This window comes from Rosettibacter firmus (assembly GCF_036860695.1).
GTDB lineage: Bacteria > Bacteroidota > Ignavibacteria > Ignavibacteriales > Melioribacteraceae > Rosettibacter > Rosettibacter firmus.
The window spans coordinates 385,481-408,321 of sequence record NZ_JAYKGJ010000001.1 but is presented as its reverse complement, the minus strand read 5'-3'; the positions used below and the strand labels follow the sequence as shown (position 1 = coordinate 408,321).

General features: G+C 28.3%; 23 protein-coding genes and 1 CRISPR repeat array (1 of these 24 cut by a window edge). Of the genes, 22 read left to right on the top strand and 1 reads right to left on the bottom strand.

Going from position 1 to position 22,841, the window contains the following annotated elements; translation table 11 throughout:
- A CRISPR array of direct repeats spans positions 1 to 466; the repeat unit is 37 nt; unit sequence ATTAAAATTTATTTCCTTGCTAAAGAAGGATTGAGAC; it reaches 379 nt to the left of the window's first position.
- A gap of 292 nt (positions 467 to 758) precedes the next feature.
- The 21 genes from VJY38_RS01745 to VJY38_RS01645 all read left to right on the top strand — a co-directional run bounded on the left by VJY38_RS01745 (position 759) and on the right by VJY38_RS01645 (position 20,779).
- Positions 759 to 1,343 (top strand): hypothetical protein, encoded by a 585-nt coding sequence (locus VJY38_RS01745; RefSeq protein WP_353678947.1) that lies wholly within the window; start codon positions 759 to 761, stop codon positions 1,341 to 1,343.
- 190 nt (positions 1,344 to 1,533) lie between these two features.
- On the top strand, positions 1,534 to 2,343 hold the full coding sequence (locus VJY38_RS01740) for a hypothetical protein (protein WP_353678946.1): 810 nt from the start codon (positions 1,534 to 1,536) through the stop codon (positions 2,341 to 2,343).
- Between the two features lies 1 nt (position 2,344).
- A complete protein-coding gene (locus tag VJY38_RS01735; protein ID WP_353678945.1) occupies positions 2,345 to 2,713 on the top strand; it encodes a hypothetical protein in 369 nt (122 codons plus the stop codon).
- Between the two features lie 88 nt (positions 2,714 to 2,801).
- Entirely contained in the window at positions 2,802 to 3,605 is an 804-nt protein-coding gene (gene cas6, locus VJY38_RS01730) for a CRISPR-associated endoribonuclease Cas6 (protein WP_353678944.1), read from the top strand.
- Between the two features lie 70 nt (positions 3,606 to 3,675).
- A complete protein-coding gene (locus VJY38_RS01725) occupies positions 3,676 to 3,915 on the top strand; it encodes a septation protein SpoVG family protein (protein ID WP_353678943.1) in 240 nt (79 codons plus the stop codon).
- A gap of 79 nt (positions 3,916 to 3,994) precedes the next feature.
- Positions 3,995 to 6,529 (top strand): type III-A CRISPR-associated protein Cas10/Csm1, encoded by a 2,535-nt coding sequence (gene cas10 / locus VJY38_RS01720; protein ID WP_353678942.1) that lies wholly within the window; start codon positions 3,995 to 3,997, stop codon positions 6,527 to 6,529.
- Positions 6,530 to 6,982, top strand: a complete 453-nt coding sequence (gene csm2 / locus VJY38_RS01715) for a type III-A CRISPR-associated protein Csm2 (protein WP_353678941.1) — start codon at positions 6,530 to 6,532, stop codon at positions 6,980 to 6,982. It abuts the gene before it with no gap.
- Position 6,983: 1 nt separating this feature from the next.
- Positions 6,984 to 7,778 carry a type III-A CRISPR-associated RAMP protein Csm3 gene (gene csm3, locus VJY38_RS01710; RefSeq protein WP_353678940.1) on the top strand — a complete coding sequence of 265 codons (795 nt, stop codon included), beginning with the start codon at positions 6,984 to 6,986 and terminating at the stop codon, positions 7,776 to 7,778.
- A 9-nt stretch (positions 7,779 to 7,787) separates the two neighbouring features.
- Positions 7,788 to 8,789, top strand: a complete 1,002-nt coding sequence (gene csm4 / locus VJY38_RS01705) for a type III-A CRISPR-associated RAMP protein Csm4 (protein ID WP_353678939.1) — start codon at positions 7,788 to 7,790, stop codon at positions 8,787 to 8,789.
- Positions 8,776 to 10,032: a type III-A CRISPR-associated RAMP protein Csm5 gene (gene csm5 / locus VJY38_RS01700; RefSeq protein ID WP_353678938.1), complete on the top strand. Its 1,257-nt coding sequence runs from the start codon at positions 8,776 to 8,778 to the stop codon at positions 10,030 to 10,032. Before csm4 ends, csm5 begins: the two co-directional genes overlap by 14 nt.
- A gap of 122 nt (positions 10,033 to 10,154) precedes the next feature.
- Positions 10,155 to 10,568: a GxxExxY protein gene (locus VJY38_RS01695; protein ID WP_353678937.1), complete on the top strand. Its 414-nt coding sequence runs from the start codon at positions 10,155 to 10,157 to the stop codon at positions 10,566 to 10,568.
- Between the two features lie 38 nt (positions 10,569 to 10,606).
- The gene (csx2, locus tag VJY38_RS01690; protein WP_353678936.1) at positions 10,607 to 11,833 is read left to right on the top strand and encodes a TIGR02221 family CRISPR-associated protein; all 1,227 of its coding nucleotides are present in this window, start codon (positions 10,607 to 10,609) and stop codon (positions 11,831 to 11,833) included.
- 23 nt (positions 11,834 to 11,856) lie between these two features.
- Positions 11,857 to 12,894, top strand: a complete 1,038-nt coding sequence (locus VJY38_RS01685) for a Card1-like endonuclease domain-containing protein (protein ID WP_353678935.1) — start codon at positions 11,857 to 11,859, stop codon at positions 12,892 to 12,894.
- Positions 12,891 to 13,973 carry a CRISPR-associated ring nuclease Csm6 gene (gene csm6, locus VJY38_RS01680; RefSeq protein WP_353678934.1) on the top strand — a complete coding sequence of 361 codons (1,083 nt, stop codon included), beginning with the start codon at positions 12,891 to 12,893 and terminating at the stop codon, positions 13,971 to 13,973. The genes VJY38_RS01685 and csm6 overlap by 4 nt, the downstream gene beginning before the upstream one ends.
- Positions 13,974 to 14,464: 491 nt before the next feature.
- Entirely contained in the window at positions 14,465 to 15,655 is a 1,191-nt protein-coding gene (locus tag VJY38_RS01675; protein ID WP_353678933.1) for an MFS transporter, read from the top strand.
- Between the two features lie 3 nt (positions 15,656 to 15,658).
- The gene (locus VJY38_RS01670; RefSeq protein ID WP_353678932.1) at positions 15,659 to 16,600 is read left to right on the top strand and encodes a hypothetical protein; all 942 of its coding nucleotides are present in this window, start codon (positions 15,659 to 15,661) and stop codon (positions 16,598 to 16,600) included.
- On the top strand, positions 16,587 to 16,745 hold the full coding sequence (locus tag VJY38_RS01665; RefSeq protein ID WP_353678931.1) for a hypothetical protein: 159 nt from the start codon (positions 16,587 to 16,589) through the stop codon (positions 16,743 to 16,745). The genes VJY38_RS01670 and VJY38_RS01665 overlap by 14 nt, the downstream gene beginning before the upstream one ends.
- Positions 16,746 to 17,366: 621 nt before the next feature.
- The gene (locus tag VJY38_RS01660) at positions 17,367 to 17,714 is read left to right on the top strand and encodes a hypothetical protein (RefSeq protein ID WP_353678930.1); all 348 of its coding nucleotides are present in this window, start codon (positions 17,367 to 17,369) and stop codon (positions 17,712 to 17,714) included.
- A 2-nt stretch (positions 17,715 to 17,716) separates the two neighbouring features.
- A complete protein-coding gene (gene cas1b, locus VJY38_RS01655) occupies positions 17,717 to 18,793 on the top strand; it encodes a type I-B CRISPR-associated endonuclease Cas1b (protein ID WP_353678929.1) in 1,077 nt (358 codons plus the stop codon).
- Complete coding sequence (gene cas2, locus VJY38_RS01650) at positions 18,771 to 19,064, top strand: CRISPR-associated endonuclease Cas2 (protein WP_353678928.1); 294 nt, start codon at positions 18,771 to 18,773, stop codon at positions 19,062 to 19,064. The genes cas1b and cas2 overlap by 23 nt, the downstream gene beginning before the upstream one ends.
- An 11-nt stretch (positions 19,065 to 19,075) precedes the next feature.
- A complete protein-coding gene (locus VJY38_RS01645; protein ID WP_353678927.1) occupies positions 19,076 to 20,779 on the top strand; it encodes a hypothetical protein in 1,704 nt (567 codons plus the stop codon).
- 318 nt (positions 20,780 to 21,097) lie between these two features.
- Here the strand turns inward: VJY38_RS01645 and VJY38_RS01640 are convergent, their stop codons facing one another.
- Complete coding sequence (locus tag VJY38_RS01640; RefSeq protein ID WP_353678926.1) at positions 21,098 to 21,241, bottom strand: hypothetical protein; 144 nt, start codon at positions 21,239 to 21,241, stop codon at positions 21,098 to 21,100.
- Positions 21,242 to 21,969: 728 nt separating this feature from the next.
- Between VJY38_RS01640 and VJY38_RS01635 the strand changes: the two genes are divergently transcribed.
- Entirely contained in the window at positions 21,970 to 22,749 is a 780-nt protein-coding gene (locus VJY38_RS01635; protein WP_353678925.1) for a hypothetical protein, read from the top strand.
- Positions 22,750 to 22,841: the final 92 nt, after the last annotated feature.

The following is a 22,841-nucleotide window of genomic DNA, read 5'->3' as shown; positions in this document are numbered from 1 at the left end:
GCCGCCATGTCGTTTGAGGAATATTAAAATTTATTTCCTTGCTAAAGAAGGATTGAGACAACTTACATTTTAACCGGCCTCGGCTATCACAAATGTTTGCGATAATTAAAATTTATTTCCTTGCTAAAGAAGGATTGAGACTTATGAAAGCTGCTAATCTCCAGTTAGTTTCGTCGCCTGTGGATTAAAATTTATTTCCTTGCTAAAGAAGGATTGAGACTTGATAACTTCATCCGTTGTTTGTTTGGCAAGACCATACTCTTGCATCATTAAAATTTATTTCCTTGCTAAAGAAGGATTGAGACCCTTGCATTTTTATTGAGCGCCAATCATTCGTGTCGACACTATTAAAATTTATTTCCTTGCTAAAGAAGGATTGAGACAGTTCACTTTGGGCATTGCAGCTGCCGGAAAAATCCAATGCAAGAAATTAAAATTTATTTCCTTGCTAAAGAAGGATTGAGACTTTGCATTCTTGGTGGTTAAGTTAAAATGAAACCGCAAAGGATACTATTAAAAGTAAATCCCCGATTAAAAAGAATTGTGACAAAATCAAATAGTAAAAAACTTCATCATATTGACCTTTTTTCAACAATAAAATTTATCCTCTAATAATAAAATTCGACTTACTCTGGAAAAATCAGTCATTTTTAATATGATAGAATTCAGTGTTTAGGTTTGAACACTCTATTATATTCAACCTTTGTATTAAATATGATAAAATTGAAAAAAACTTTAAGTAAAACTGGGGATGTTTAATGGACAAAAAAGAAAAAATCTTAATTAATATTTCAAACTACAAAGTTGACAATCCCGAAGATTACTTTAATCTTACATTTAAAATACCATTTCCTTCTAATTCTATTTCTCCAGATAAAATAAAACAATCTTTGTGGCATCATCTTACTACCAGAGATGAAGAATTAGATAAGATATTGCTTAAAGGAATTTTCTCTGTTGGTTTTGATATTGATGTAATAATTGATGGTAAATTTAATTATACAATTACAGAAAAAGATAATGATAAGCTTTATAGCCTGAACTTCAGTGAGACTGGAAACTTTACAATGCCACCTGTAGATCCGTCTATATTAGGTGATTACTCCATCGATAACTTGAATATTAATGTACTGCGTGAGAGTATTAAAAATATTATTATAAGTGAAATTGTCCGACGTGTTATCGTTATATATATTGATGATTGCAATAGAGTTTATAAACAGCTTGAACAGGAAGGCAATGATAATGATACTAATGAAACAAAAATAATACTTAAAAAGAAAATTAAAGATTTAGAAAATTATTTAAAACTCTTAGAGAATAATTATTATGGTGAAGCTTAAGTAAACAGGGTATTTACTTTTTCTAAACAAGGATTGAACAATTGCTGTTGCATTCAGGCAACGGATTATGTAAAATTTAGTTCATACATTAAATGATCAAAGCTTGCATTTTCTATTAGATTAATTTGGTTAAAAAAATTTTGAAAAATTTATAATAGCATACTCTTATTTAATGAGAATTGAGGGAGAAATGGAAATTATATTAAATTATCAAAATACTAACACCTTTAATCAATTAATAGCAGAACTTAAGTATGCACTTAATTCATTAAACGAAAAAGATCTATTGAAAATACTTCTTTCACTTTCAAAAGATTCAATTAAAGATACATTTCGAAGTAAAAAAGAAATTTTAATTGCTTTGAAAAATATGACATCGAAAAAAATAAATGAGTATCGAGAAAATGGAGTAATAAATTCTTTAGAAAAAGATTTTAGAACGACTAAAGATTTTATATTGAATATTCCAGATAAAGCTAAAGATTCTGTAAGTGCTTTTAAGAAATTATCAAGAGAAGAAAAAATTGAATTACTTGTTTCTATAATTCTTGGTTTGACTATATTCTTTGTTGCTGCTGGGGGTAGTGATATTGAAGGTGGAATCCCGGATCTTGACTTAAAGCTTGGTTCAATTGCAATGCATAGAAGTATCTGGTTCCATTCAATTATTGCTGGGTTTACATTTGAATTTTTATTAAGACTTGCATACAAGATAATCGAAATAGTAATTGAACATTTACCTGTAAATCATCACAACTTGTGGGATAGAATTGCCGAATTTATTTCCAGAAATAAAAATATGACAATCTCAGCATTATGGCTTGGTATTGCTGCACATTTAATTAAAGATACTGGTTTATTAACAGGGAAATTTAAAGCTTATGCAGATTTACCAGTTACAGGTTTAAGTATAGAATATCATAAAGCAATTATGGGAGCCAATGGTTTGGCATCTTCATTAATTGGTGTTAATAATCTTAAAAATAATTATGTGAAATAATATGTTAATAAATTTATCTAATCATCCGTTTAGTACATGGCAGGAAAACCAAAAAAAGATTGCAAAAAGTAATTATGGGAAGATAGTGGACTTAGAGTTTCCACTTATTCCACCGGAAGAAGGGTTAGAGTATATTAAATCATTAGCAAATAAATATCTTCAAGAAATTGAGAATATACTTATTAAAGAAAAATATGATAATAATGCTGTGCATATTATGGGTGAACTTACATTTGTTTATGTTTTAGTAAATTTATTAAAAGAAAAAGGAATAAAAGCAATAGCTTCAACAACAAAAAGAAATGTAATCGAAACAGAAGAAGGTAAGTTATCAAAGTTCGAGTTTATTAGATTCAGAGAATATTTTTAATAATTAACATTTTTTTATTGCTTATATAAAAAGCTAATTTTAAGTTGCTTTTAAGAATTAAGTTTTTGAAAATAAATTCGAATATCTAATGCGGTTAAAATTAAAACTTAGTTCACATAATTCCACGAGGGTAGCAATTAATTATAATTATAGCTTATCCAGTGCTATTTATCAATTACTTAATTTTGGTTCAAGTTCATTTTCAAAATTTTTACATGACATTGGTTTTGTAACAAGTAATAAAACATACAAGTTATTTTCATTCTCATTGCAATTAGAAAAATATTTACTTGACGAAGATGCGTTTATATTAAAAAGTCCAGTTGCATATTTATATATCACCACACCACTTGTAGATGATTTCATTAAAAATTTTGTAATAGGCACATTTGAGAATCAAAGAATTGAAATAATGGCAGATAATATATTCACATATTTCAAAATCACACAGGCGGAGATACTCCCTTCTCCTGTATATACACAGGAGATGAAATTTAAAATGATCACACCACTTGTACTTTCGACTGGTAAATTAGTAAATGGGAAATTCAATCAATATTATTTTAGATATAATGATAGTATGGAAGAAATCAACAGAGTATTTAATCAAAATCTTATTAATAAATATAAAGTAATTCATAAAAAAGATTATAGTGGAACAGGAGTAAAAATAAACTGGGATGAGGGTTATATAGAAAAAGCCTTGAAGAAAGATAAAAGATTATCAAAGAAAGTGTCGATTCTAAAAGACATAAAAAATCCAGTTGAAGTTATAGGAATATTTTGTCCATTCACAATTAGAGGGGATATTGAACTCATCAAAATTGGTTATGAATGTGGTTTTGGCGAAAAGAATTCAATGGGTTTTGGGATGGTAGATGTTTTTAATTAATAATTAATAATTATAGAAAGGATTCAAGAGAAGTGTAAAATAAATAAACATAAAACAACAAGAGGGAAAAATGAAGATTACAAGAATGAGCAAATTAAACAGCGAGGGCAAAACCTTAGCATTTCTGGATATCGAAACAGATGATGGAATAATCATAAAAGGGTTTCGTTTAGTAAATGGCACAAATGGAATCTTTTTAGCCTTACCGGATGCCAAAGGGAAAGATGGGAAATTTTATGAGACAGTAATATTACCCAAAGAAATGAAAAAGCAATTAGAAAAGATTGCAATAGAAGAATACAAGAAGTAAGAAATATTTTGAAAATATTTCTAAACTCGGATTAGAGAATAATAAAAGATAAATTAGGAATAAAAATAGGGATATGTCTATGACACCAGAAGAAAAAACCCTTCTACTTGGTGCACTATTTCATGATATTGGAAAGTTTGAAAAAAGAGGGAATATAAACTGCAAAGAAAATCATATAATCCTTTCATCAGGATTTGTGAATCGTACCTTTAATAATGAAATGCTTGCCAATATTGTAAGCAATCATCACGAAAAGGATTTAAGAGAATCGATTTTAAAAGGTAAAATTAAAGGTCCAGAAAGAGTTATTGCTGAAATTATTTGTGAAGCAGATAATCTAGCAAGTGGTGAAAGACAACCAGATCCAACTGTTAAAAATCAACAACCACTTGAATCAATCTTTTCTAAAGTAGATTATGGTAAATCAAATCAAAAACTATATCTGCAGGATATTTGTGAGTTGTATTACAATGAGTATAAGTCCCCAGAAAGTAAAGATGCATACAAATTAGATAATCTAGAAGAAAAATATGCTAATTGGTGGAAAAAATTTGAAAAAGAAATTAACAATGTAAATAAGGATGAATTTGAGACTCTCTATTATGTACTTAAAAAATATTTATGGTGTGTTCCATCCTCGTCATATAAAACCCGTTCGGATGTTTCTCTTTTCGAACATTCCAAAATAACAGCTGCAATTGCAATTTCAATGTTTAGATTTATGATTGAAAATTTTGGTCAAGATATTACCAAGTTCAATGATTTTGGAAATAGAGATGAATACCGCTATCAACTTGTTCTGGCTGATATAACAGGAATACAGAATTATATTTATAATGTTGGTCATAAAGGTGCAGCAAAAGCATTAAAAGGTAGGTCCTTTTATTTAAATCAAATGTTGGAAAATATTGCCTATTACTTCTTAAATAAACTCGATTTACCAATAACAAATCTTATTTATTCAAGTGGTGGTAAATTTTATCTTTTTGTGTCCAATACACCTAAAGTAAACTTAATACTCGAAGAACTTCAAATGAATGTTGAACAAAAGTTTCTTGAAGAATATAAGGGAGCGTTAGGTTTAATCATCGGAAAAATTTTAATCAATGGTAGGGATTTAGAGTATAATGAAGTGGGAAAGGACCATCCTATTTCCGAAAAGTGGGATGAATTAAATTCTATAGTAGAAAAAGAGAAGAAAAGAAAACTTTCTAATAATTGGAGTTATTCATTATTTGAACCTTCTGGCCCTGACGGCGAGCTAATAAAATGTGCATATACTGGAATTCCTTTGATTGAAAAAGAAGTTGTGTTAGAAAAGAAAACCTTGGCCGAAGAGGTAAAACTCGATGAACACTCACCAGTTAAGTTTTTAAAACATACTATTGATAGAGAAGTATTTTATCAGGTTTATGATGGTGATACTTTAACCGATGATTTTATTTCAAAAGAACAATTTTATTCCCAAAAAATTGGAAACGATCTTAAAAAAAATTTTGATTCTCTAATTTATCAAGATGTCTTAGAAGGCTATTCTGTTTTAGGGTTAAACTCTTTTAACATCAGCAAAGAACGGAAGTATGAAAATAAATTAAATGCTAAAGAACCTAGACAATTTTTAATAAATAGCCTAAAAATAACTGAGCTGGAAGGCGATGCAAATAAAGGCTTTAAATTTTATGGTGGTGATTGGAGGTTTGGAGATACTTACGAAGAAATAGTAAAAAATAAGATAGGCATTCCACGATTAGGTGTTCTTCGACTTGATGTCGATAATCTTGGAAAGATCTTTAAAGACGGATTTGGCAAACACGCAACTTTTGGACGCGTTGTTCAACTTTCTTTAATGCTTGATTTCTTCTTTAGTCATTATTTGAATAAACTAAAGTTTTATTCCTGGGATCCTATTGAAGGATTATCAAATATATTTAATAAACATAATTATAAAGTGAGAGATTTAATTGAAATTATTTACTCTGGTGGTGATGATGTTTTTATTGTTGGGCATTGGTCAGTTTTACCTGACATAGCAATTTGGATAAATGATGAGTTCAAAAAATTTACATCATATAATGATAACTTTTCTATTTCAGCTGGTATCTCACTTTTTGATGCTAAATATCCAGTCTACAAAGCAGCAATAGAAGCTGGCGAGCTTGAAGAAAAAGCCAAAAGAAATGAAAGAAAAAATAAGGAAAGCAACACTATAAAAACTAAAAATGGAATTTGTTTCCTTGATGACAAAACCCCAGTAAGCTGGAATGATTTTAAGCAAATTAGAAAATGGGTTGTGAAATTTTATAAATGGATTGAAAAAGGATTAGATAATCAGAATAAAGAAAATAAAAAAATCAGTAAGGGTTTAATTTCCCGTTTGTATAATATTTACTATGAATTTGAAGAAGGTAAATATAGTAATTGGGCAAAATGGCGCTGGCGTGCATCATATTCTTTAACAAGATTAGCAAATCAATACAAAGATCCTTATGATAATGAAATTAAAGAATTTGCTGCAGAACTTTTTACAAGTTCTAAAACTGAACAAGAATTAATACAATTACTATACATAATAGCTAATTGGACAGATTTATTAACAAGAAAGGAGAATAAATAAATGGCAACAACATTTAATATCGATGGTCAACAAGTGGATGGTATTCTAAAAGCTCCGCACTGGATTCAAAATGGCCTTGATAAAGAAGCAATTGCTTTTGCAGAAGCTTTTGGGCAAGAATTAACAAAACCCCATAATCCCAAAAAACAAAATAATCCAGATGATAAAGAAGCTTTAACAACTTCACAAATAAGAAATGTTTATGGGGAAGTTCAAAGAATGAAAATGAAAGGATTTAATAAGTCAGATTTACTTTTACTAAAACCGAGGCTTGCTTATTTAACAGAAAGAAAAGGAACCATAGGTTCTAAGGAATTTCGTAAAGTTATAGAAAAAGCACTTGATGAAGTTCTTAATAGTAATAATGAGCAAGTAATGGAAACGAAGTTTAATAACTTTGCAAATTTTTTTGAAGCAATTTTAGCATATCACAGATCATTTGGAGGTAAATAAAATGAATAACAATAATGGACAACTTGTAAAGAAAATTTTAATTGAGGGAACAATAACCGCAAAAACCGGTTTACATATCGGTGGTACTAGCGTAGGAATGTCAATTGGCGGTGCTGATGCTACAGTAGTAAGAAATCCAATAACAAATGAACCATACATTCCAGGTAGCTCATTAAAAGGGAAAATGAGAAGTTTACTCGAGAAAGTTGAGGGTAAATTTGGTCCTGCTGTTGGTGAACATGTACAACGAGGCCCACTTACAGAGTTTGTAAAAGCTGGAAATGGATTAAAAGAAGAAGATGCTGATAGAATAAATCTCATTGTGAAAATATTTGGAACGATGCCAGAAAAGATCAAAGGAAGTGAAGAAGTCCCTTCTCGTTTAATTGTTAGAGATTGTGAACTTGAGAGAACAAGTGCAGAGAAATTGGCTACTTCTAAAGATACAGATATGCCTTTCACAGAAGTTAAGACCGAAGTTGTTATTGATAGAATTACTTCTGCTGCAACACCGAGACAACTAGAAAGAGTTCCAGCTGGAGCTGTTTTTAATATGAGAATGATTCTTAATGTTTATAATGGTGATAATGAAAAAGCGATGCTTGATAAAATTTTTGAAGGATTGGCACTTGTTCAAAATGATTATTTGGGTGGTAAAGGAACAAGGGGAAGCGGCGAGGTTGATATTAAAATTTCTGGATTGAAGTATAAGGATAAAGGTATATATGAGACTGGTGGTATCTGGAAAGACTATAAAAATAATGAAGTTAAAATTCCTGATGAATTAAAGAATTAAGAGGCTCGTATGAAAGCCTATAAACTAAATTTTCATTCATCATTTCATATTGATTCTGGAACAGCAGTAGATGGTTCATCTGAAACTTTTATCCGCTCAGATACATTGTTTAGTGCCTTGGTAAGTGCTGCAATAAAATTTTATGGTGATGACATTACTCGAAAATTTCTTGAGCCCAAAGCAGTGATATTGTCTTCTGCATTTCCATTTTTTAAAGATGAATACTTCTTACCAAAACCGTTTCATTTTTTCCCAGAAGATCTTAAAGAATATGAGATGATAAAAATATTTAAGAAAGTAAAATTTATTTCAAAAGATTTACTATTGAAGATTTTGAAAAATGAAAAAATTGAACAAACATTATTTAATAAGGATTATATCTTAAATGGTTGCTGGAGAGTGTTGAAAAATCAAAAAGATGGAAATAATGAAGACAAAATTTTTGATGAGAAAGAAGTTCCACATATTATTATGGACAGAGTAACAAATCAAACTCAGATTTTTTATAAAACCGAAGTTTATTTTCATAAAAATGCTGGTTTATATTTTATTGCTGAGGTAAAAGACGAAATACTTCAAAATTTTGAAACTGTTTTAAGATTTTTAGGTGATGAAGGGATTGGAGCAGATAGAACAACTGGCAAAGGTTTCTTTGAAGTAGAAGAAGTACAGAATTTTAATTTTGATTTAAATACGGAGTCTGATTATTATTACTTATTATCACTTTATTCACCGACAGAAGAAGAATTTGAAAATATTAATCCTAGAGAATCTTTCTACGATTTTACTATTAGAGGTGGATGGATTTCAAATAACACCCTAAATAGAAAAACACTTCGAATGTTTGTTGAAGGTTCAGTATTAAAATTATCTACTAAACAAAAACCGGTGGGTAAAATTCATAAGGTCTTGGAAGCAAAAGATTATCCTGATCATTTAAAATATGATGTTTATAGAAGTGGACAGGCTTTATTTTTACCAATAGCTGGAGGAATTAATGGAAACAATTGAAGAAAGAATAAAGTCAGCTAAACAAAAACTTGGAGAAAAAATTCCTTGTTCAATTGAGGTATTGACACCAGTACATGTAGGAAGTGGTGTTAAACTTGCTGAAGGAATTGATTTTATTAAAACCGATTATTCAGTTCACATTGTATCTCAACCAGAGTTAATGGAATATCTTGCACATAATCCAGATGAAATGAATAAATTTATTGATGGTAATTACAAGTTGTCTGCATTAAAGAAAATTCCTCCTGGTAAAAAATATAATATTTCAATCGGTAAAACTTCAGAAATAAACGAGTTTGAAAAAAATGGTAATGGAAAACCTTATATCCCTGGTTCTTCTATTAAGGGAGCTTTGAGAACAATCATATTAAGAAAAAGATTTAATCAATTAACCCCTATTGAACAAAATAATTTGTTACAGAGAGTAACAAGTAATAAAAAAGAATGGGCATCTGAACCAATTGTTAAAAAACTGCTGGGCGATACTTCAAACGAAAATTTAATGAGAATATTAGAAATTTTTGATGCTGAATTTGAAGAATTAGAATTAGAAAAAATCTTGATATTAAGTTTAACAAATAATGAAGGAACCAGCTATGGATGGAAACAATTGTGGAATAGACAAAATACCTCTAATCCAAATCAGGCTTCACAAATTATAGCAGAGACATTACCTATAGGAGCTAAGGGTTATTCATCAATTTCTCTAAGTAATTTCTTATTTAATGACCCAACGGCTCAATCAATTTTGCATTTTCATGAAAATGCACTTCAAAGTTTTCAAAATTTAATAACTGAATTAAATAATTATTCAATAGAAAAACTTAAAAAGGATAAGGAATTCTTTGAAAAACTGACTAATCCTAAAAAGTTAAATCTCGTTATAAAAGAAATTGATAATCTCATACATAAAATTAAAAATCTTTCTAAAGATGAATTTATCATGCGAATTTCCTGGGGTAGTGGTTGGAAAGGAATGACGGGCGATTACTTAGATGAAACTTGGTTAAATAATTTCAGACAAAAATATCAGTTAGGGAAAAAAAATTTCCCAATATTTCCCAAAACCAGAAGAATTGTATTTGAGGATAATGAACCTAAATATTTGACTGGTTGGGTTAAAATAAAATTGTATGATAAAAAGCCAGAAATATCAGTAACTGATAAAAAAACAGAAAATGAAAATGACCCAATAGAATCCCTTAAGCAAAAATTTAAGGTAATAGAATCAAAAAAGAAATAATAATAACTTTGCCGTTCAATTCGGCATGCCTTTTACTTTTAATTTTAACTTAGTGAGCTAAGTGGTCTAAGTGGTTCAACAAATTATGAACCACTAAGGGCACTAAGAGCACAAAGATTTATATGAGAATTACAAAAAAATATGTTAATAATCTCTCATATCAAATTGTTGGGGCAGCAATAGAAGTTCATAAAACTCTTGGACCTGGTTTATTAGAATCTGTTTACGAAAAGTGCCTCTTGCACGAACTTAAACTTAGAGGATTAATGGCTGAGCAACAAGTGTTTGTACCTTTGGATTATAAGGGACTTAAATTTGAGGTAGAATTAAGAGCTGATGTTATTGTAGAAAAACTTATCGTAGTAGAGCTTAAAACAGTTGATATAATTCTTCCTATTCACAAAGCACAGTTACTTACTTATCTTAAGTTACTAAATGCACCTAAAGGTTTATTGATTAATTTTCATTCTACAAATATAACAGAAAGTCTTATCCCTCTTGTTACTGAATATTTTGCTAAGTTATCAGACGAGTAATTTTAAACCACTAAGTTCACTAAGAACATGGAGGAAATATGATATTAATTTCATTTTTAGGAAAGGGGAATTATCAAGAAGTAATTTATTTTTTGCCAAATGATATGAAAGAATTTAAAACAAAGTTTTTCGTGCATGCTTTAAATGAGTTTTATAATCCACAGAAAACAATAATTTTTATGACAGATGAAGCTGCAAGAAAATATGAAAGTGAAATGCGCACATTTATTTCTTTTGATAAAGTAAAGATTATGGAAGGTAAAAATGAAGAAGAGTTATGGAATATCTTTGAAACTTTAGCAGAATCTATACCAACTGACGACGAAATTATTATTGATGTTACTCATGGTTTTCGTTCTATTCCTATAGTGGCACTTTCTGTAATTACATTCCTGAAAATTTTAAATAATATTAAAATAACAAAAGTATTATATGGAGCTTTTGAAGCAAAAGATACCTATGGAGGTAAAGCACCTATATTTGATATAACTAATTTTCTTGATCTAATTAATTGGTCTTATGCTATAGATGAGTTTATCCATTTTGGTAATGCAAAGAGATTACGAAATATTCTGGAGTTAATTCATAATGAAACTTACAAACAAGACTCTGTTATTAAATCTAAATCATTGAAATCTCTTGGTAAGAATCTAGATGAATTGACTACTGCACTTTCTGTTATCAGACCTAATGAAGTTTTTAAAAGTGCTAAGGAACTACCAAAACTTATTAAAAATGTTAAAGATGATATAGAAAAATTAGCGAAAGTCAAACCTTTGGGTAAATTGTTAGATAAGATACAATCTGAGTATAATTTAATTTCTGAAGCAGAAGGTAATCTATTTGATGATAAAGGATTCAAAGCACAGGCTCAAATGATAAATTTTTATATTAAGATTGAAAAATATCAACAAGCAATAACGTTAACTCGTGAAGCATTGGTGTCTTATTTGTGTATTAAAGAAAAATTAAATCCTCTAAGTAAAAGTGATAGAGAACAATCAGAAAAAATGCTTAACGAATGGCTAGATTTATCTCGCAAAAATATAGAATTAGATGAAAAAGCTTCTCTTTTTTCAAAAATATGGAGTGATTTAATAACTTATCGTAATGATATTAATCATGCAGGTATGAGAGAAAATCCTATTCCGGCTTCAACATTAATTGCGAATATTAAAGAGATTTGTGAAAAAGTTGCACATCTAATACAAAATAACTTAGTGTTCTCAGTGTTCTTAGTGGTTCAGAAATTTTTAAATGCATAGAACACTAAGATCTCGGAGAAATTATGAATACTATTTTCTGTCTTGTCTCTCGTCAATCAATGGCTAATGTTTTACCAATTTTGATGTTTCAACCAAAACAGGTCGTTCTTTTTTCTACCCCCGAAGAATGTAGAAGTGCAGATAATCTTGAAAAATTATTCAAATCAAAAAATATAATTGTTCAAAGAAAAGATGGTCTGAATGCATATGATTTTACTGAATTTAAAAACGTAATTAATAATGAGATTAACAAGTTTCATGATGATGTTTGCTTAAATGTTACAGGTGGTACAAAATTAATGGCTCTTGCAGCTTACGAAGCTTTTAAAGAACATAATAAAAAAATAATTTATTGTGATACTGAACATCAAAATATAATATTTCTTTCTCCCGAATATAAAATAGAAAATCTTAAAGCCGATCTAACAATAAAAGATTACTTGCTTTCTTATGGATATCAAATTAAAGAATCGAAAAATGTTAATTTAGTAGAAAAGTTCTTTCCCTTATTCGAGTTTATTTTAGCAAATAATTTAATTTATGAGTTCGTTCTGCTCTTCAAAGAAATTAGAGAAAGACATGTTGAAGATTATCCTAAAATAACAATTACAAGTAGAAGTAAAAATTTTATCTTTTCAAAAAACTTTGATATGTATAACATTATCTTCGGAATTCAAAATAAAAGAACAATTTCCATTCAAAGCTACGAATATAAATCTGGTGATTGGCTTGAATACTATGTGTACTATATCCTTAAAAAACATTATAAATTAAATCCATTGACTGGAGTAAAAATTGTAAGCGATAAGAATGTTGAAAATGAAATTGATGTTTTGGTTTTAAAAGATTACAAACTTTATAGTTATTCATGTAAAAGCGGGAAGAGCGATAATCAATATGATTTATTTCAATTAGAAACTTTGAGAAATATTACAAGCGGAACATTTGGTAAAGGAATTTTTGTCTCAAGTAAAAAAGCTAATAGAAAATTTTTAGAACGTGCTAAAGAACTCAGTATTAAGATTATTAATATCTTGGATAAACAGGAGCAATATATATGAAGCAAAAAAATTTGCTAATATGTGTCTCGGGACTTACTCCTCAAATTGTAACCGAAACTCTTTTCTGTCTTACTTTTAAAGAAAAAATTAAAATTGATGAAGTATATGTACTCACAACCAAAAGAGGTCGAGATGTTATTCTTGGTAAAGATACTGCACCTGCAACACCAAAAACTTCTTTGAAAAGTGAAATAAAAAGTATGTGTGAACTTTATAAAATAAAACCACCACGGTTTGAAGAAAACAATGAGCACATAATTGTTGCAAAAGAAGAATCTATTGAACTCCCTGATATTCGCTCTGATAAAGACAATATTTTATTTCCAAATAAAGTTTGTGAATTTTTAAGAATAAAATCTTCTGATCCAAATAATGTCCTTTATTGCTCTATAACTGGTGGAAGAAAATCAATGAGTGTTCATCTGGCAAATGCACTTTCTATATTTGCCCGAGAAAATGATAGATTGTTACATGTTTTAACAAAAGAGGAGCATGAGTTCAAAGGATTTTATCCAAAATCTAAAAAAGAAATTGATGATCTTGAATTAGCAGATATTCCTTTTGTGCGATTAAGACCTATTCTTACCGCTGAGATTAAAGATCCTGACTTACTTAAATCTAATTTTGATGACATTGTAAGATTCACACAGGCACAATTAAAAATTTTAGCACCTTCTACTAAAATGATTATTGATATTGAAAGAAGGGAATTAAGATTTGGTAACGATAGTGTAATTTTAGAACCAATGGAATTTTTATTTTATTATTATTTTGTTGAATCAAAAGAAAGAGGGAAAGGGAATATATCTATCTATGAATTTTGCTCAGATGAAACCAGAATTAGATTTAATGAACTTCGCGAAGAATTCTTTCCTATGAGAGATCGAGATGATAGAAGATTAACTAAAAGGTTTAATGATAATTTTTTCTTGCAAAAAAGATCTAAGGTTAATAAAAAATTAGACCAGTTATTTGATGATGCAGAAGTCGCTGATTTCTTTAAGATAAATGTTAATAGAAAATGGGGAGATTCAACTTATTACATTAAAGCAACCAAAGATAGTTTTATAATAAAATAGTAATTATTGTAGCACAGACTTTCAGTCTGTGATTAATACTTTTTGTTGCACAGACTTTCAGTCTGTGATTTACACATTATCCACGATTTCGAACTAAAAAGAAAACTTCCAGATAAATATTTAATGATGGTACGTTTTTTATTGCTTCACAGTATTGCAGCACAGGTTATTAGATTATGATAATACATACTTATAGTCTGTGTACGTTTAATACTCCATACTACAATTTTATTTCCAAAATATTTTCAAAATGTTTCTATCGTTTTATATATAAAAATTAATACAGATTTTTCAGAACAAAAATTGAGGGCTTTATAATGCAAGTAAAACTAATATCATTTCAGAAAAAAATTATCAATAGTTCAATTTTTATATGAACCAGCAAATTCTTTAGTAATAAATTAACTTGGTTTTTTACTCTTTCATATCAGGGCAATATGATTCATACATCTTTATCAAATAAAAACATTTGAAATCATAAAGGAGGATTTATGTCGTCAATTTTACCGTTTTTTAAAGATCAAAAAGATGAATCATTAAATAACACAAATCATGATTTCTTTACACAGGGCTTTCGTGATGCTGGTAAAGTTGGAGGAGCTACATCTGCATTTAATATAAGTCTTGAAAATTTTTATTCAGATTTAATATCTAAAGTAGAAAGAATGCAATATACAGTTGAAGCAAAGAATGCTGAAATTGAAAAGCAGAAAGAAGTAATAATGGAAAAAATTTCAATTCATACAGAAGAAAAGAAAAGATTACAGGAAAAAGAATTACCAGAAGCCGAAGATCAACTTAAAGAAGCTACAACTGCACTGAATGAATTTAAAAAAGATCCATCGAAATTTATCTCGCTTGAGAAAGATAATATGTTCCTTTGGATATATGGACTTTTAAGTTTATTTGTGGCAGTATTTCTATATTTCTTTTATACATCTGTTGTTTACTCTGCTGTTTTTCGCGATATCAGTATTACAAAATATACATTGTTCGATTCAATATTTTATCCAAAAGCAATTGAAGAAGCTTTTCGTAAAGGAATCTCTGCTTTTATGCTGGTTATTTTTTCTCCTTTTATATTTCTTGGATTGGGATTAGTTATTGAATATGTAAAAAATAATAAAACAAAATATTATAAATATACTTGGGTAGGAGTAGCTTTATTTACTTTTTTTGTTGATGCTATTTTAGCTTATCATATCTCAGAAAGAATTTATAACTCTAAAGCAATAAATACTTATGGTAATGTCAAACCTTTTACACTTATAGATGCATTACAAGATTTAAATTTCTGGGTAATAATTGCACTTGGCTTTTGTGTCTATTTACTTTTTGGTAAACTATTTGCACTCTACAACGAACAAAGAATGCATAAAAATAAATTTGAACAAATGGAACAATATCTTATTGACAAAAAATTAGAAGCTGAATCCAGAGTAAATGAAATTAAAAACCAGATTACTAATCTCGAAAGCTTGGTTTATAATCTTAATATTGAAACAACAGAAATTACTAAAGTATACGACAAAATTGGTTTTAGTAATCATGAAATAAGAAAAATTATTACTGAATATGCAATTGGCTGGATTAATTATCTTAAAAATGGTAACTACGAAGAATCTGAAATATTAAAAATTGAAAACTCACTCGAAAACTTTTGTAATAAAAAAGGAATTTAAACAATGCACAAAAAAGTATCGATTAAGATTATAATAAAAATACTTTTGTTACTGTATGTTAGCTTATTTATGTCATGTTCAGAAAATGAAACAAACAAAAAGAAAAATGAATCTCAACGTTATAATTACAAGAATTTAAATGTTTCTATCTTACTCGATCTTTCTGATAGAATATCATCAAAACTAAATCCAGAACAGGCAGAAAAAGATATTTACATTATATCATATGTAATTGATGCATTCAAAAATTATTTGAATAAAAAGGGAGTTGTTCAAAGTGATGATAAAATTAAAACAATTTTCTATCCTTCTCAGAATTATTATATATATCAGGAAATTGCAGATTCTCTTAATATCGATTTTGGTCGATTAGAATTTAAGCAACGCAAAATTATGTTCGAGAAAATATCACAACTTTATAATGACCAGCTAAAAAAATTATATTCCTTTGCAACAAAATCTAAAGTTTATGACGGTTCTGATCTTTTTAATTACTTCAAACATAGAATTGTAGATGATTGTATATCGAGAGATACTAATTTTATTAACATACTCGTTATACTTACCGATGGCTATATCTATCATAAAAATAGCATGTATAATAGTGGTAAAAGATTTAGTTATTTGATTCCCAGAGCAGAACACGTAAGAGCATTTAGAAATTTAGAAAATTGGGAAGAAGTTTTTGATCGAGAAGATTATGGACTCATAAAATTAAATAATGATCTCTCAAATCTTTATATACTTGTTACAGAAATGAATCCTTCTGAAAATTCACCAAAAGATTTTGATATTCTTAAGAAATACTGGTCAAAGTGGTTTGAAGAACAAAATATGAAACCAGATCAATATAAAATTCTTAGAACAGATCTTAATACATTAAATCGCGATTTAATTTATAATTTCTTTCAAAAAATACTTGAGGGTGAATATGACAATAAATAGCTTGCGGAATATTCTCTATACACTTGCTCGTCTACTCGGCGATGTTAATGCAATTAAAAAAGGAAAAATTGGAGAAAGAATTTTAAGACGTAGTGCGGGTAGAATCACTGGAAAATTTTTGCAAAAAATATTTAGAAAATTTTGAAACTCTCATCTTATCAATCTCTTATTCAATAGAAAAAATAATTTTGTATTAGAGGGTTAACAGTAGAAAAAATTATGAGATTGAACTTTCTATTTGCATCCTGATAAATAACATTTCTGAAATGTTTCTATTCTTTAATTCTTGACTACACTGTGATAATTTTTGATTGTTAGATTTTTGTTCTTTCAGTCATTCTGAGTGCGGTTAAAATTGTGGTTCACTGAATTTGAGGGCATTCAGTCCCGAATCACATTTTGCCGCACTTCTTAAATAAATAATAATTATAACATTAACTGGAGTTTAAATGGAAAAAATATTTCAAACTATTAAAGTTCACAAATGTAGTGTTAAGAACTGTACTAATTTAGTTAAACATAAGGATTCTTTTTGTCAGGAATGTTTGGACAAGCTTTCGAATAATTATTATGTAATGAATTTTTGTTTTTATTGTGAGGAGTTTCTCAGTATTTCACATACAGATATACGTGGACAATGTATTCATGAACTTATCGAATATGATTGCTGTGACGAGTGCAGAGAACGTCACATTGATTTAGATTATGACTCTGATATGGATGATTTCTAATAATAAATTTTATAATCAAAAATAAAGAGGTAAATATGCAAAAGAGTATGAATGTAAATAAAAATTACAAATGCAGCATAGAAAATTGTTCTAATTCAGTTCAATACAAAGGTTCTTTTTGTTCTAACTGCATTGATAAAATTTATCATAATCAGTTTTATGTTGAGATATGTGGATTTTGTGAAAATGTATACAAAATTTTTACAACTGAGAACTCAAAGAATGATGATGAAGAATTATTTATATACGTAGCATGTGAAAAATGTAAAAAGCATATTATGGATCAGTTACAAGATACAATAAATAGAATTAACGATGATGATAATAACGATGATAGTGATGAATCAGATGATTGGTTAAACGAATTAGATAAATTCTTTTAAGTATGAAAACCAATATCTACATATTTTCAAATTCTATATTAAGCAGAAAGAGTAACTCATTTACAATCGATACTATACCAGAGACTGAACCTGTTCACAATATTGATATATATGAAGGTGAAAATGAACAGGTTTTATTACCTGCTACTAAAGTTGAAATTAATGGTAAATCTAAGCACATACCAGCAGAATCAATAGAGGCATTCTATACATTTGGAGAGGTGAGATTCAATACTCAATTTTTCAAATGTGCTTCTTTTTATGAAATACCAGTTCATATGTTTAATTATTATGGGAATTATATAGGCAGCTTTATACCAGTTAATAATAATGGATCTGGCGAAGTTCAGATTCTACAATACGAAACTTATCTAAATAATTATAAAAGAATCTATTTGGCAAAAAGTATTATAGAAGCTGCTGTAAAAAATATGCTACATATACTTAAGTCTTATTCTTATTCAGGTTCAGATTTAATGGAAATTATATCAGCTTTAAATTCAATTATTGAACAAATTCGCTTTGTAGATTCTATTAATGAATTACTTGGAATTGAAGGTATTGCAAGAAATCATTACTATGAAAGTTGGAGATTAATTTTCAAACACGAAACAGATTTTGAAAAAAGAATTAAACAACCTCCTTTTGGTGTAATTAATTCACTTATTTCTTTTGGGAATTCATTGCTATATGCTGTATGTCTTAATGAAATTTATAGAACAAAACTAAATCCATACGTTGGCTTTATTCACGAAATTGGTGATAAAAAACAACCTCTTGTTTACGATATCTCTGAAATATTTAAGCCTGTTATAGCAGATAGAGTAATATTCAAAGTAATTAATATGAATATGATTAAAGAAAAAGATTTTGAAATAACTACTAAAGGTTATCGTTTGAAAGAAGAAGCTCGCAAAAAATTTGTTGAGGAATTTGAAAATAGGTTATCGACTGTAATTCATCATAAAAGATTGAATAGAAAAATATCATATAGATCTTTAATTCGAATGGAATGTTATAATCTAATTAATTATTTAAAAGGTAATATCAAATCCTATGAACCATATAGAGCCAGTTAATAAGGTGTTTTACATAGCAGTTTACGATATAGCCAGTAATAAAAGATTACAGAAAGTTCTCAATACTCTTAGAAAATATATGAATTGGGTTCAAAACTCTGCTTTCGAGGGAGAACTTACTGCAAAACAATTTCATAGCTTAAAAGAAGAACTCAATCAAATAATAAATAAAGAAAAAGATTCAATTATTTTCTACCATGCAGAAGAACAAAAATATATTGGTAAAAAAATTCTTGGGATTGAAAAAAATGAAATTACTCAATTTTATTAATGGAGAATAAAATGATTTTTATAATTGCTACATCCAATACTTCATTAAATGATAATAGTAATTTATACTGGGGTAAAGAATATTTTAAAAAAATATTACAATTCAATAAAGATAACATTAATGAACTTTCAAACATAAACTCTGCAATTGTATATTTTACCAAAGCACAGAACAAAGATAATCTTGCATATAAACTGAATATTCTATCTTCAAAACTAACGGATAATTATCTTCTTATTAATTATAAAATTGATAGACAACTGGAATTTAAATCATACCATATTCGAAATTCTCTCAAAAGATATTTTGAAATTCATGATATCTCAAGTATTCCTTTCTGTACAATAGTTGACGAAAATAAATTCATTGAAATATTGAGCGATATTAGAATACAGACAGAACTTGATATTTTAATTCAAAAAAATAACTGGTCAGCTATATATGAAATATTAAAAAATTATTTTCCTCTCGAAAAAAGTTATATCTGGAATGATCCTACTTTATTAAATAAATTTTCGTTTGCAACTGCTAAACTTGCTGAATGCACTGTTAACTTAAAAAAGATGTTCCAGGATAAAAAAGATAAAAACAAGTTTATTGAAGAAAAAAGATATTATCGAAATCTAACATTAAAGCTTAGAACAAGATGCATTGAACTTGAACCTCATAATGCAGCCTTTTATTCTTCTCTTGCTTATTCATATTATCAATCTATTAATGAACTTACAAGGCCAAATGGAAGAAAAGATGGGAAAATAATTGATGAGATAAATAATGCATTAAATCTATTGGATAAAGCTATTGAACTAAATCCAACAAATATTAAAGATTATTACAGAAAAGGAATAATATTATCAGAAATAATGACTAAACAAACTTTATTTGTAAATAATGAGCAGAAACAATATAACGAAATAAAAATGACAACTTACGATTTACTAAAAAAATCCGAATTGTCATTCAAACAATTAATAAAAAATTATGAAAGAGACCCAGAACAAAATAAGATTCATAAAAAATATTACATAAAAGCTTTATACCATCTTGCATTAACCTATATAAAATTATTTAGAAATAAAATAAAAGTAGAGGATCTAATAATCGATGACAACGAGCATGGTTTAAATTATGCTGAACCTATTAATTATTTAGAACTGGCAGATAAAACTATTAATAAGTGCATTATTGCAGATTATAACAGAAATGAAAATTCTAAAAATTTATTAGACTTAGTTGAACAAAATAATTACTTATGTGGTGCATACAAGGCATATATAAAAGGAGTGATTAATTTGTATCTTTACATTACAAAGAAAGATGATAAATACAAAAATATATCGTACGAGTATTTAATGAGAGCAAACGAGATAAGATTCCCGGAAGAACTAAAAAGACAAAATAAAATCTTTATACTTGATAAACTTGCAACTTTAAATTTATTAGAAAAAAAATCTGCAGCTGCAATTAAAATATTAGAACCAATCTATAAAAGAGGATTACCAGATTATGCACAATATACCTTGGCATTAGCATATTATAAAAATAATCAGTTAGATAATGCATTAAATATTATAGAAGAACAGCTGAAGAAAGAAAATACATTAAAAAATAAATTTGAAAGATTAAAAAGAGTATTAGAATCACGATTAGAAAAGAAGAATATTTTAGACAATCATTACACGAGATACATAAATATAGAGAGCAAAAAGCACTGATTCTGATTCTAAAAACTCAGGAATTAACTCAAACCCGAAAGTAAATTCTTGAAACTCGAGAAAAATAAAAAAGAACTTTAATAAAATAATGGAAGAGCAAAAATTGGTGATTTTAAAAGCTTTGAAAACAGAGTAAAAACTAAGGAAAAATTTTGAACCTCGAGAAAAATTTTAGAGAAATTGGGAACTTTTTTAAAAAAATGTGAAAATGAGCTAAAAACTAAACTTGAATCTCCCGGGCTTTTTAAAGAAAATGAGGTTCAAAAAAATTTTTTTAGTTACTGCTTGATTTTAGTAAGAAAATGCATATTTTTGTTATCAAAATAGACGTATGAATCGAACCTGCCTGCTGTAAGCAGGCCATAGTGGAATTGTGACAGATTTAGCATCGACTGGATGTCCAACCAGATGCCATGTATGAATCGAACCATAGTGGAATTGTCCGATAGGCTTAACAGCCAATCGAGATCTCCGTGGCTAAAGCCACTTCGATGATTTAAAATGATATTAAATATAATCGCAAGTATTAAGTATGAATCGAACCTGCCTGCTGTAAGCAGGCCATAGTGGAATTGTGACAAATCTAAATCTCCTTCAATTACTTCTTGTTGGAGTAGTATGAATCGAACCATAGTGGAATTGTGATGGTATCTCCTCGGTAATAAGTACCCTTAATGTTGTTTGGTATGAATCGAACCATAGTGGAATTGTCCGATAGGCTTAACAGCCTATCGAGATCTTCGTGGCTAAAGCCACTTCGATGATTTAAAATGATATGAAATATAATCGCAAGTATTAAGTATGAATCGAATCCGACTTCGTCGGGACAAGCCATAGTGGAATTGTTCCGATAGGCATTAGAGCTTATCGAGATCGTGGCTAAAGCTACTTAGAAAAATCTAAATTGAATGATAATATTGATTGCTTATAAAAGTAAGAATCGAATATGCTTACCTTGAGAGCTGACCTTTCATTAGATAATAATGAAATTAAAATTATTTTAGACAATCCTATAAAAAATGTAATAACTGAATATTGTTAATGAAATTTTATGTAATGCAACAAGAAGAGTTAGCCGATGCTAAGACAGATTATATCGCTCAGTTATAAAGATAGCATTCTTGAAAATCAATTTGATATCTCTATTTGAAAATAAAAATATATTAACTAATAAAATGGAGTTAAAAAATATGGTTCATCTTAGAGATATTCTTGTAATCGCTGAAATGGTTAATGCTATTAATACTAAAGCCGAAATCTCTGAGATAGTTTTATCTCTTGAAAGCGAGATTCAAGCATTACGTTCTGCTGTTGTATCAGGAACAAAGGATGCTATTGATTTAAATACTGTTTTGATTATTTGTAATAGTTTGTTGTTAGCTCATAAACTTTCTTTGTCCAAAAAAACAATTGATGCTTTTATTGCTGATGTTTTAGCAACGTTTAAAAAGTCAAAAGAAAGTAGTGAAAGTGTATCTGTCAATAATGATGAAAAGAATTATTTTGCAGACGATGCAACAGTTAAGATTTTAGCAGGCTGGTTATTTGATGATGGAAATATTGAAATAGAGCAGATAAAGAAAGAACAGATTAAGAGTGTAGCACAAGCAAATAATTTAATGGACAGTATTAAATTTGATAATAAAACAGGTCAAATAATAAATCTAAATTTGCCAGCAGAGTTTAGACCTACAATTTTTACCAAGAAAAATAATCGTCCTACTTTAATATTAACTGGATATGTTAATGATGATGAAGCCAAAAATTTTGGAACTCATGAATATTGTGTAAAAATCTTTGATGCTTGTGTTTTAGAAAAGTTTAATAATAAAAATGAAACATACGCAGAAATTGATGGCTTTACAGTTGATATGGATTCATTGATGAATGAATTAAAATATTTCGTTTTGAAGCGTAATGGTAAGGCATTTGCAATTCTTGCTGATTATACCAAACAGTATGCGAGTTGATATGAAATTATATCAAAGTGTAACAAAAAGTAATATTGGTAATGTTATTCCATTTATGATTTTGAATTCTGGTTTTTGTGGTTATTAATATT

Excerpts from the sequence above, each read along its gene's own strand:
- VJY38_RS01745 (WP_353678947.1), top strand. The coding sequence starts at position 759 with ATGGACAAAAAAGAAAAAATCTTAATTAATATTTCAAACTACAAAGTT.
- VJY38_RS01740 (WP_353678946.1), top strand. The coding sequence starts at position 1,534 with ATGGAAATTATATTAAATTATCAAAATACTAACACCTTTAATCAATTA.
- VJY38_RS01735 (WP_353678945.1), top strand. The coding sequence starts at position 2,345 with ATGTTAATAAATTTATCTAATCATCCGTTTAGTACATGGCAGGAAAAC.
- cas6 (WP_353678944.1), top strand. The coding sequence starts at position 2,802 with ATGCGGTTAAAATTAAAACTTAGTTCACATAATTCCACGAGGGTAGCA.
- VJY38_RS01725 (WP_353678943.1), top strand. The coding sequence starts at position 3,676 with ATGAAGATTACAAGAATGAGCAAATTAAACAGCGAGGGCAAAACCTTA.
- cas10 (WP_353678942.1), top strand. The coding sequence starts at position 3,995 with ATGACACCAGAAGAAAAAACCCTTCTACTTGGTGCACTATTTCATGAT.
- csm2 (WP_353678941.1), top strand. The coding sequence starts at position 6,530 with ATGGCAACAACATTTAATATCGATGGTCAACAAGTGGATGGTATTCTA.
- csm3 (WP_353678940.1), top strand. The coding sequence starts at position 6,984 with ATGAATAACAATAATGGACAACTTGTAAAGAAAATTTTAATTGAGGGA.
- csm4 (WP_353678939.1), top strand. The coding sequence starts at position 7,788 with ATGAAAGCCTATAAACTAAATTTTCATTCATCATTTCATATTGATTCT.
- csm5 (WP_353678938.1), top strand. The coding sequence starts at position 8,776 with ATGGAAACAATTGAAGAAAGAATAAAGTCAGCTAAACAAAAACTTGGA.
- VJY38_RS01695 (WP_353678937.1), top strand. The coding sequence starts at position 10,155 with ATGAGAATTACAAAAAAATATGTTAATAATCTCTCATATCAAATTGTT.
- csx2 (WP_353678936.1), top strand. The coding sequence starts at position 10,607 with ATGATATTAATTTCATTTTTAGGAAAGGGGAATTATCAAGAAGTAATT.
- VJY38_RS01685 (WP_353678935.1), top strand. The coding sequence starts at position 11,857 with ATGAATACTATTTTCTGTCTTGTCTCTCGTCAATCAATGGCTAATGTT.
- csm6 (WP_353678934.1), top strand. The coding sequence starts at position 12,891 with ATGAAGCAAAAAAATTTGCTAATATGTGTCTCGGGACTTACTCCTCAA.
- VJY38_RS01675 (WP_353678933.1), top strand. The coding sequence starts at position 14,465 with ATGTCGTCAATTTTACCGTTTTTTAAAGATCAAAAAGATGAATCATTA.
- VJY38_RS01670 (WP_353678932.1), top strand. The coding sequence starts at position 15,659 with ATGCACAAAAAAGTATCGATTAAGATTATAATAAAAATACTTTTGTTA.
- VJY38_RS01665 (WP_353678931.1), top strand. The coding sequence starts at position 16,587 with ATGACAATAAATAGCTTGCGGAATATTCTCTATACACTTGCTCGTCTA.
- VJY38_RS01660 (WP_353678930.1), top strand. The coding sequence starts at position 17,367 with ATGCAAAAGAGTATGAATGTAAATAAAAATTACAAATGCAGCATAGAA.
- cas1b (WP_353678929.1), top strand. The coding sequence starts at position 17,717 with ATGAAAACCAATATCTACATATTTTCAAATTCTATATTAAGCAGAAAG.
- cas2 (WP_353678928.1), top strand. The coding sequence starts at position 18,771 with ATGAACCATATAGAGCCAGTTAATAAGGTGTTTTACATAGCAGTTTAC.
- VJY38_RS01645 (WP_353678927.1), top strand. The coding sequence starts at position 19,076 with ATGATTTTTATAATTGCTACATCCAATACTTCATTAAATGATAATAGT.
- VJY38_RS01635 (WP_353678925.1), top strand. The coding sequence starts at position 21,970 with ATGGTTCATCTTAGAGATATTCTTGTAATCGCTGAAATGGTTAATGCT.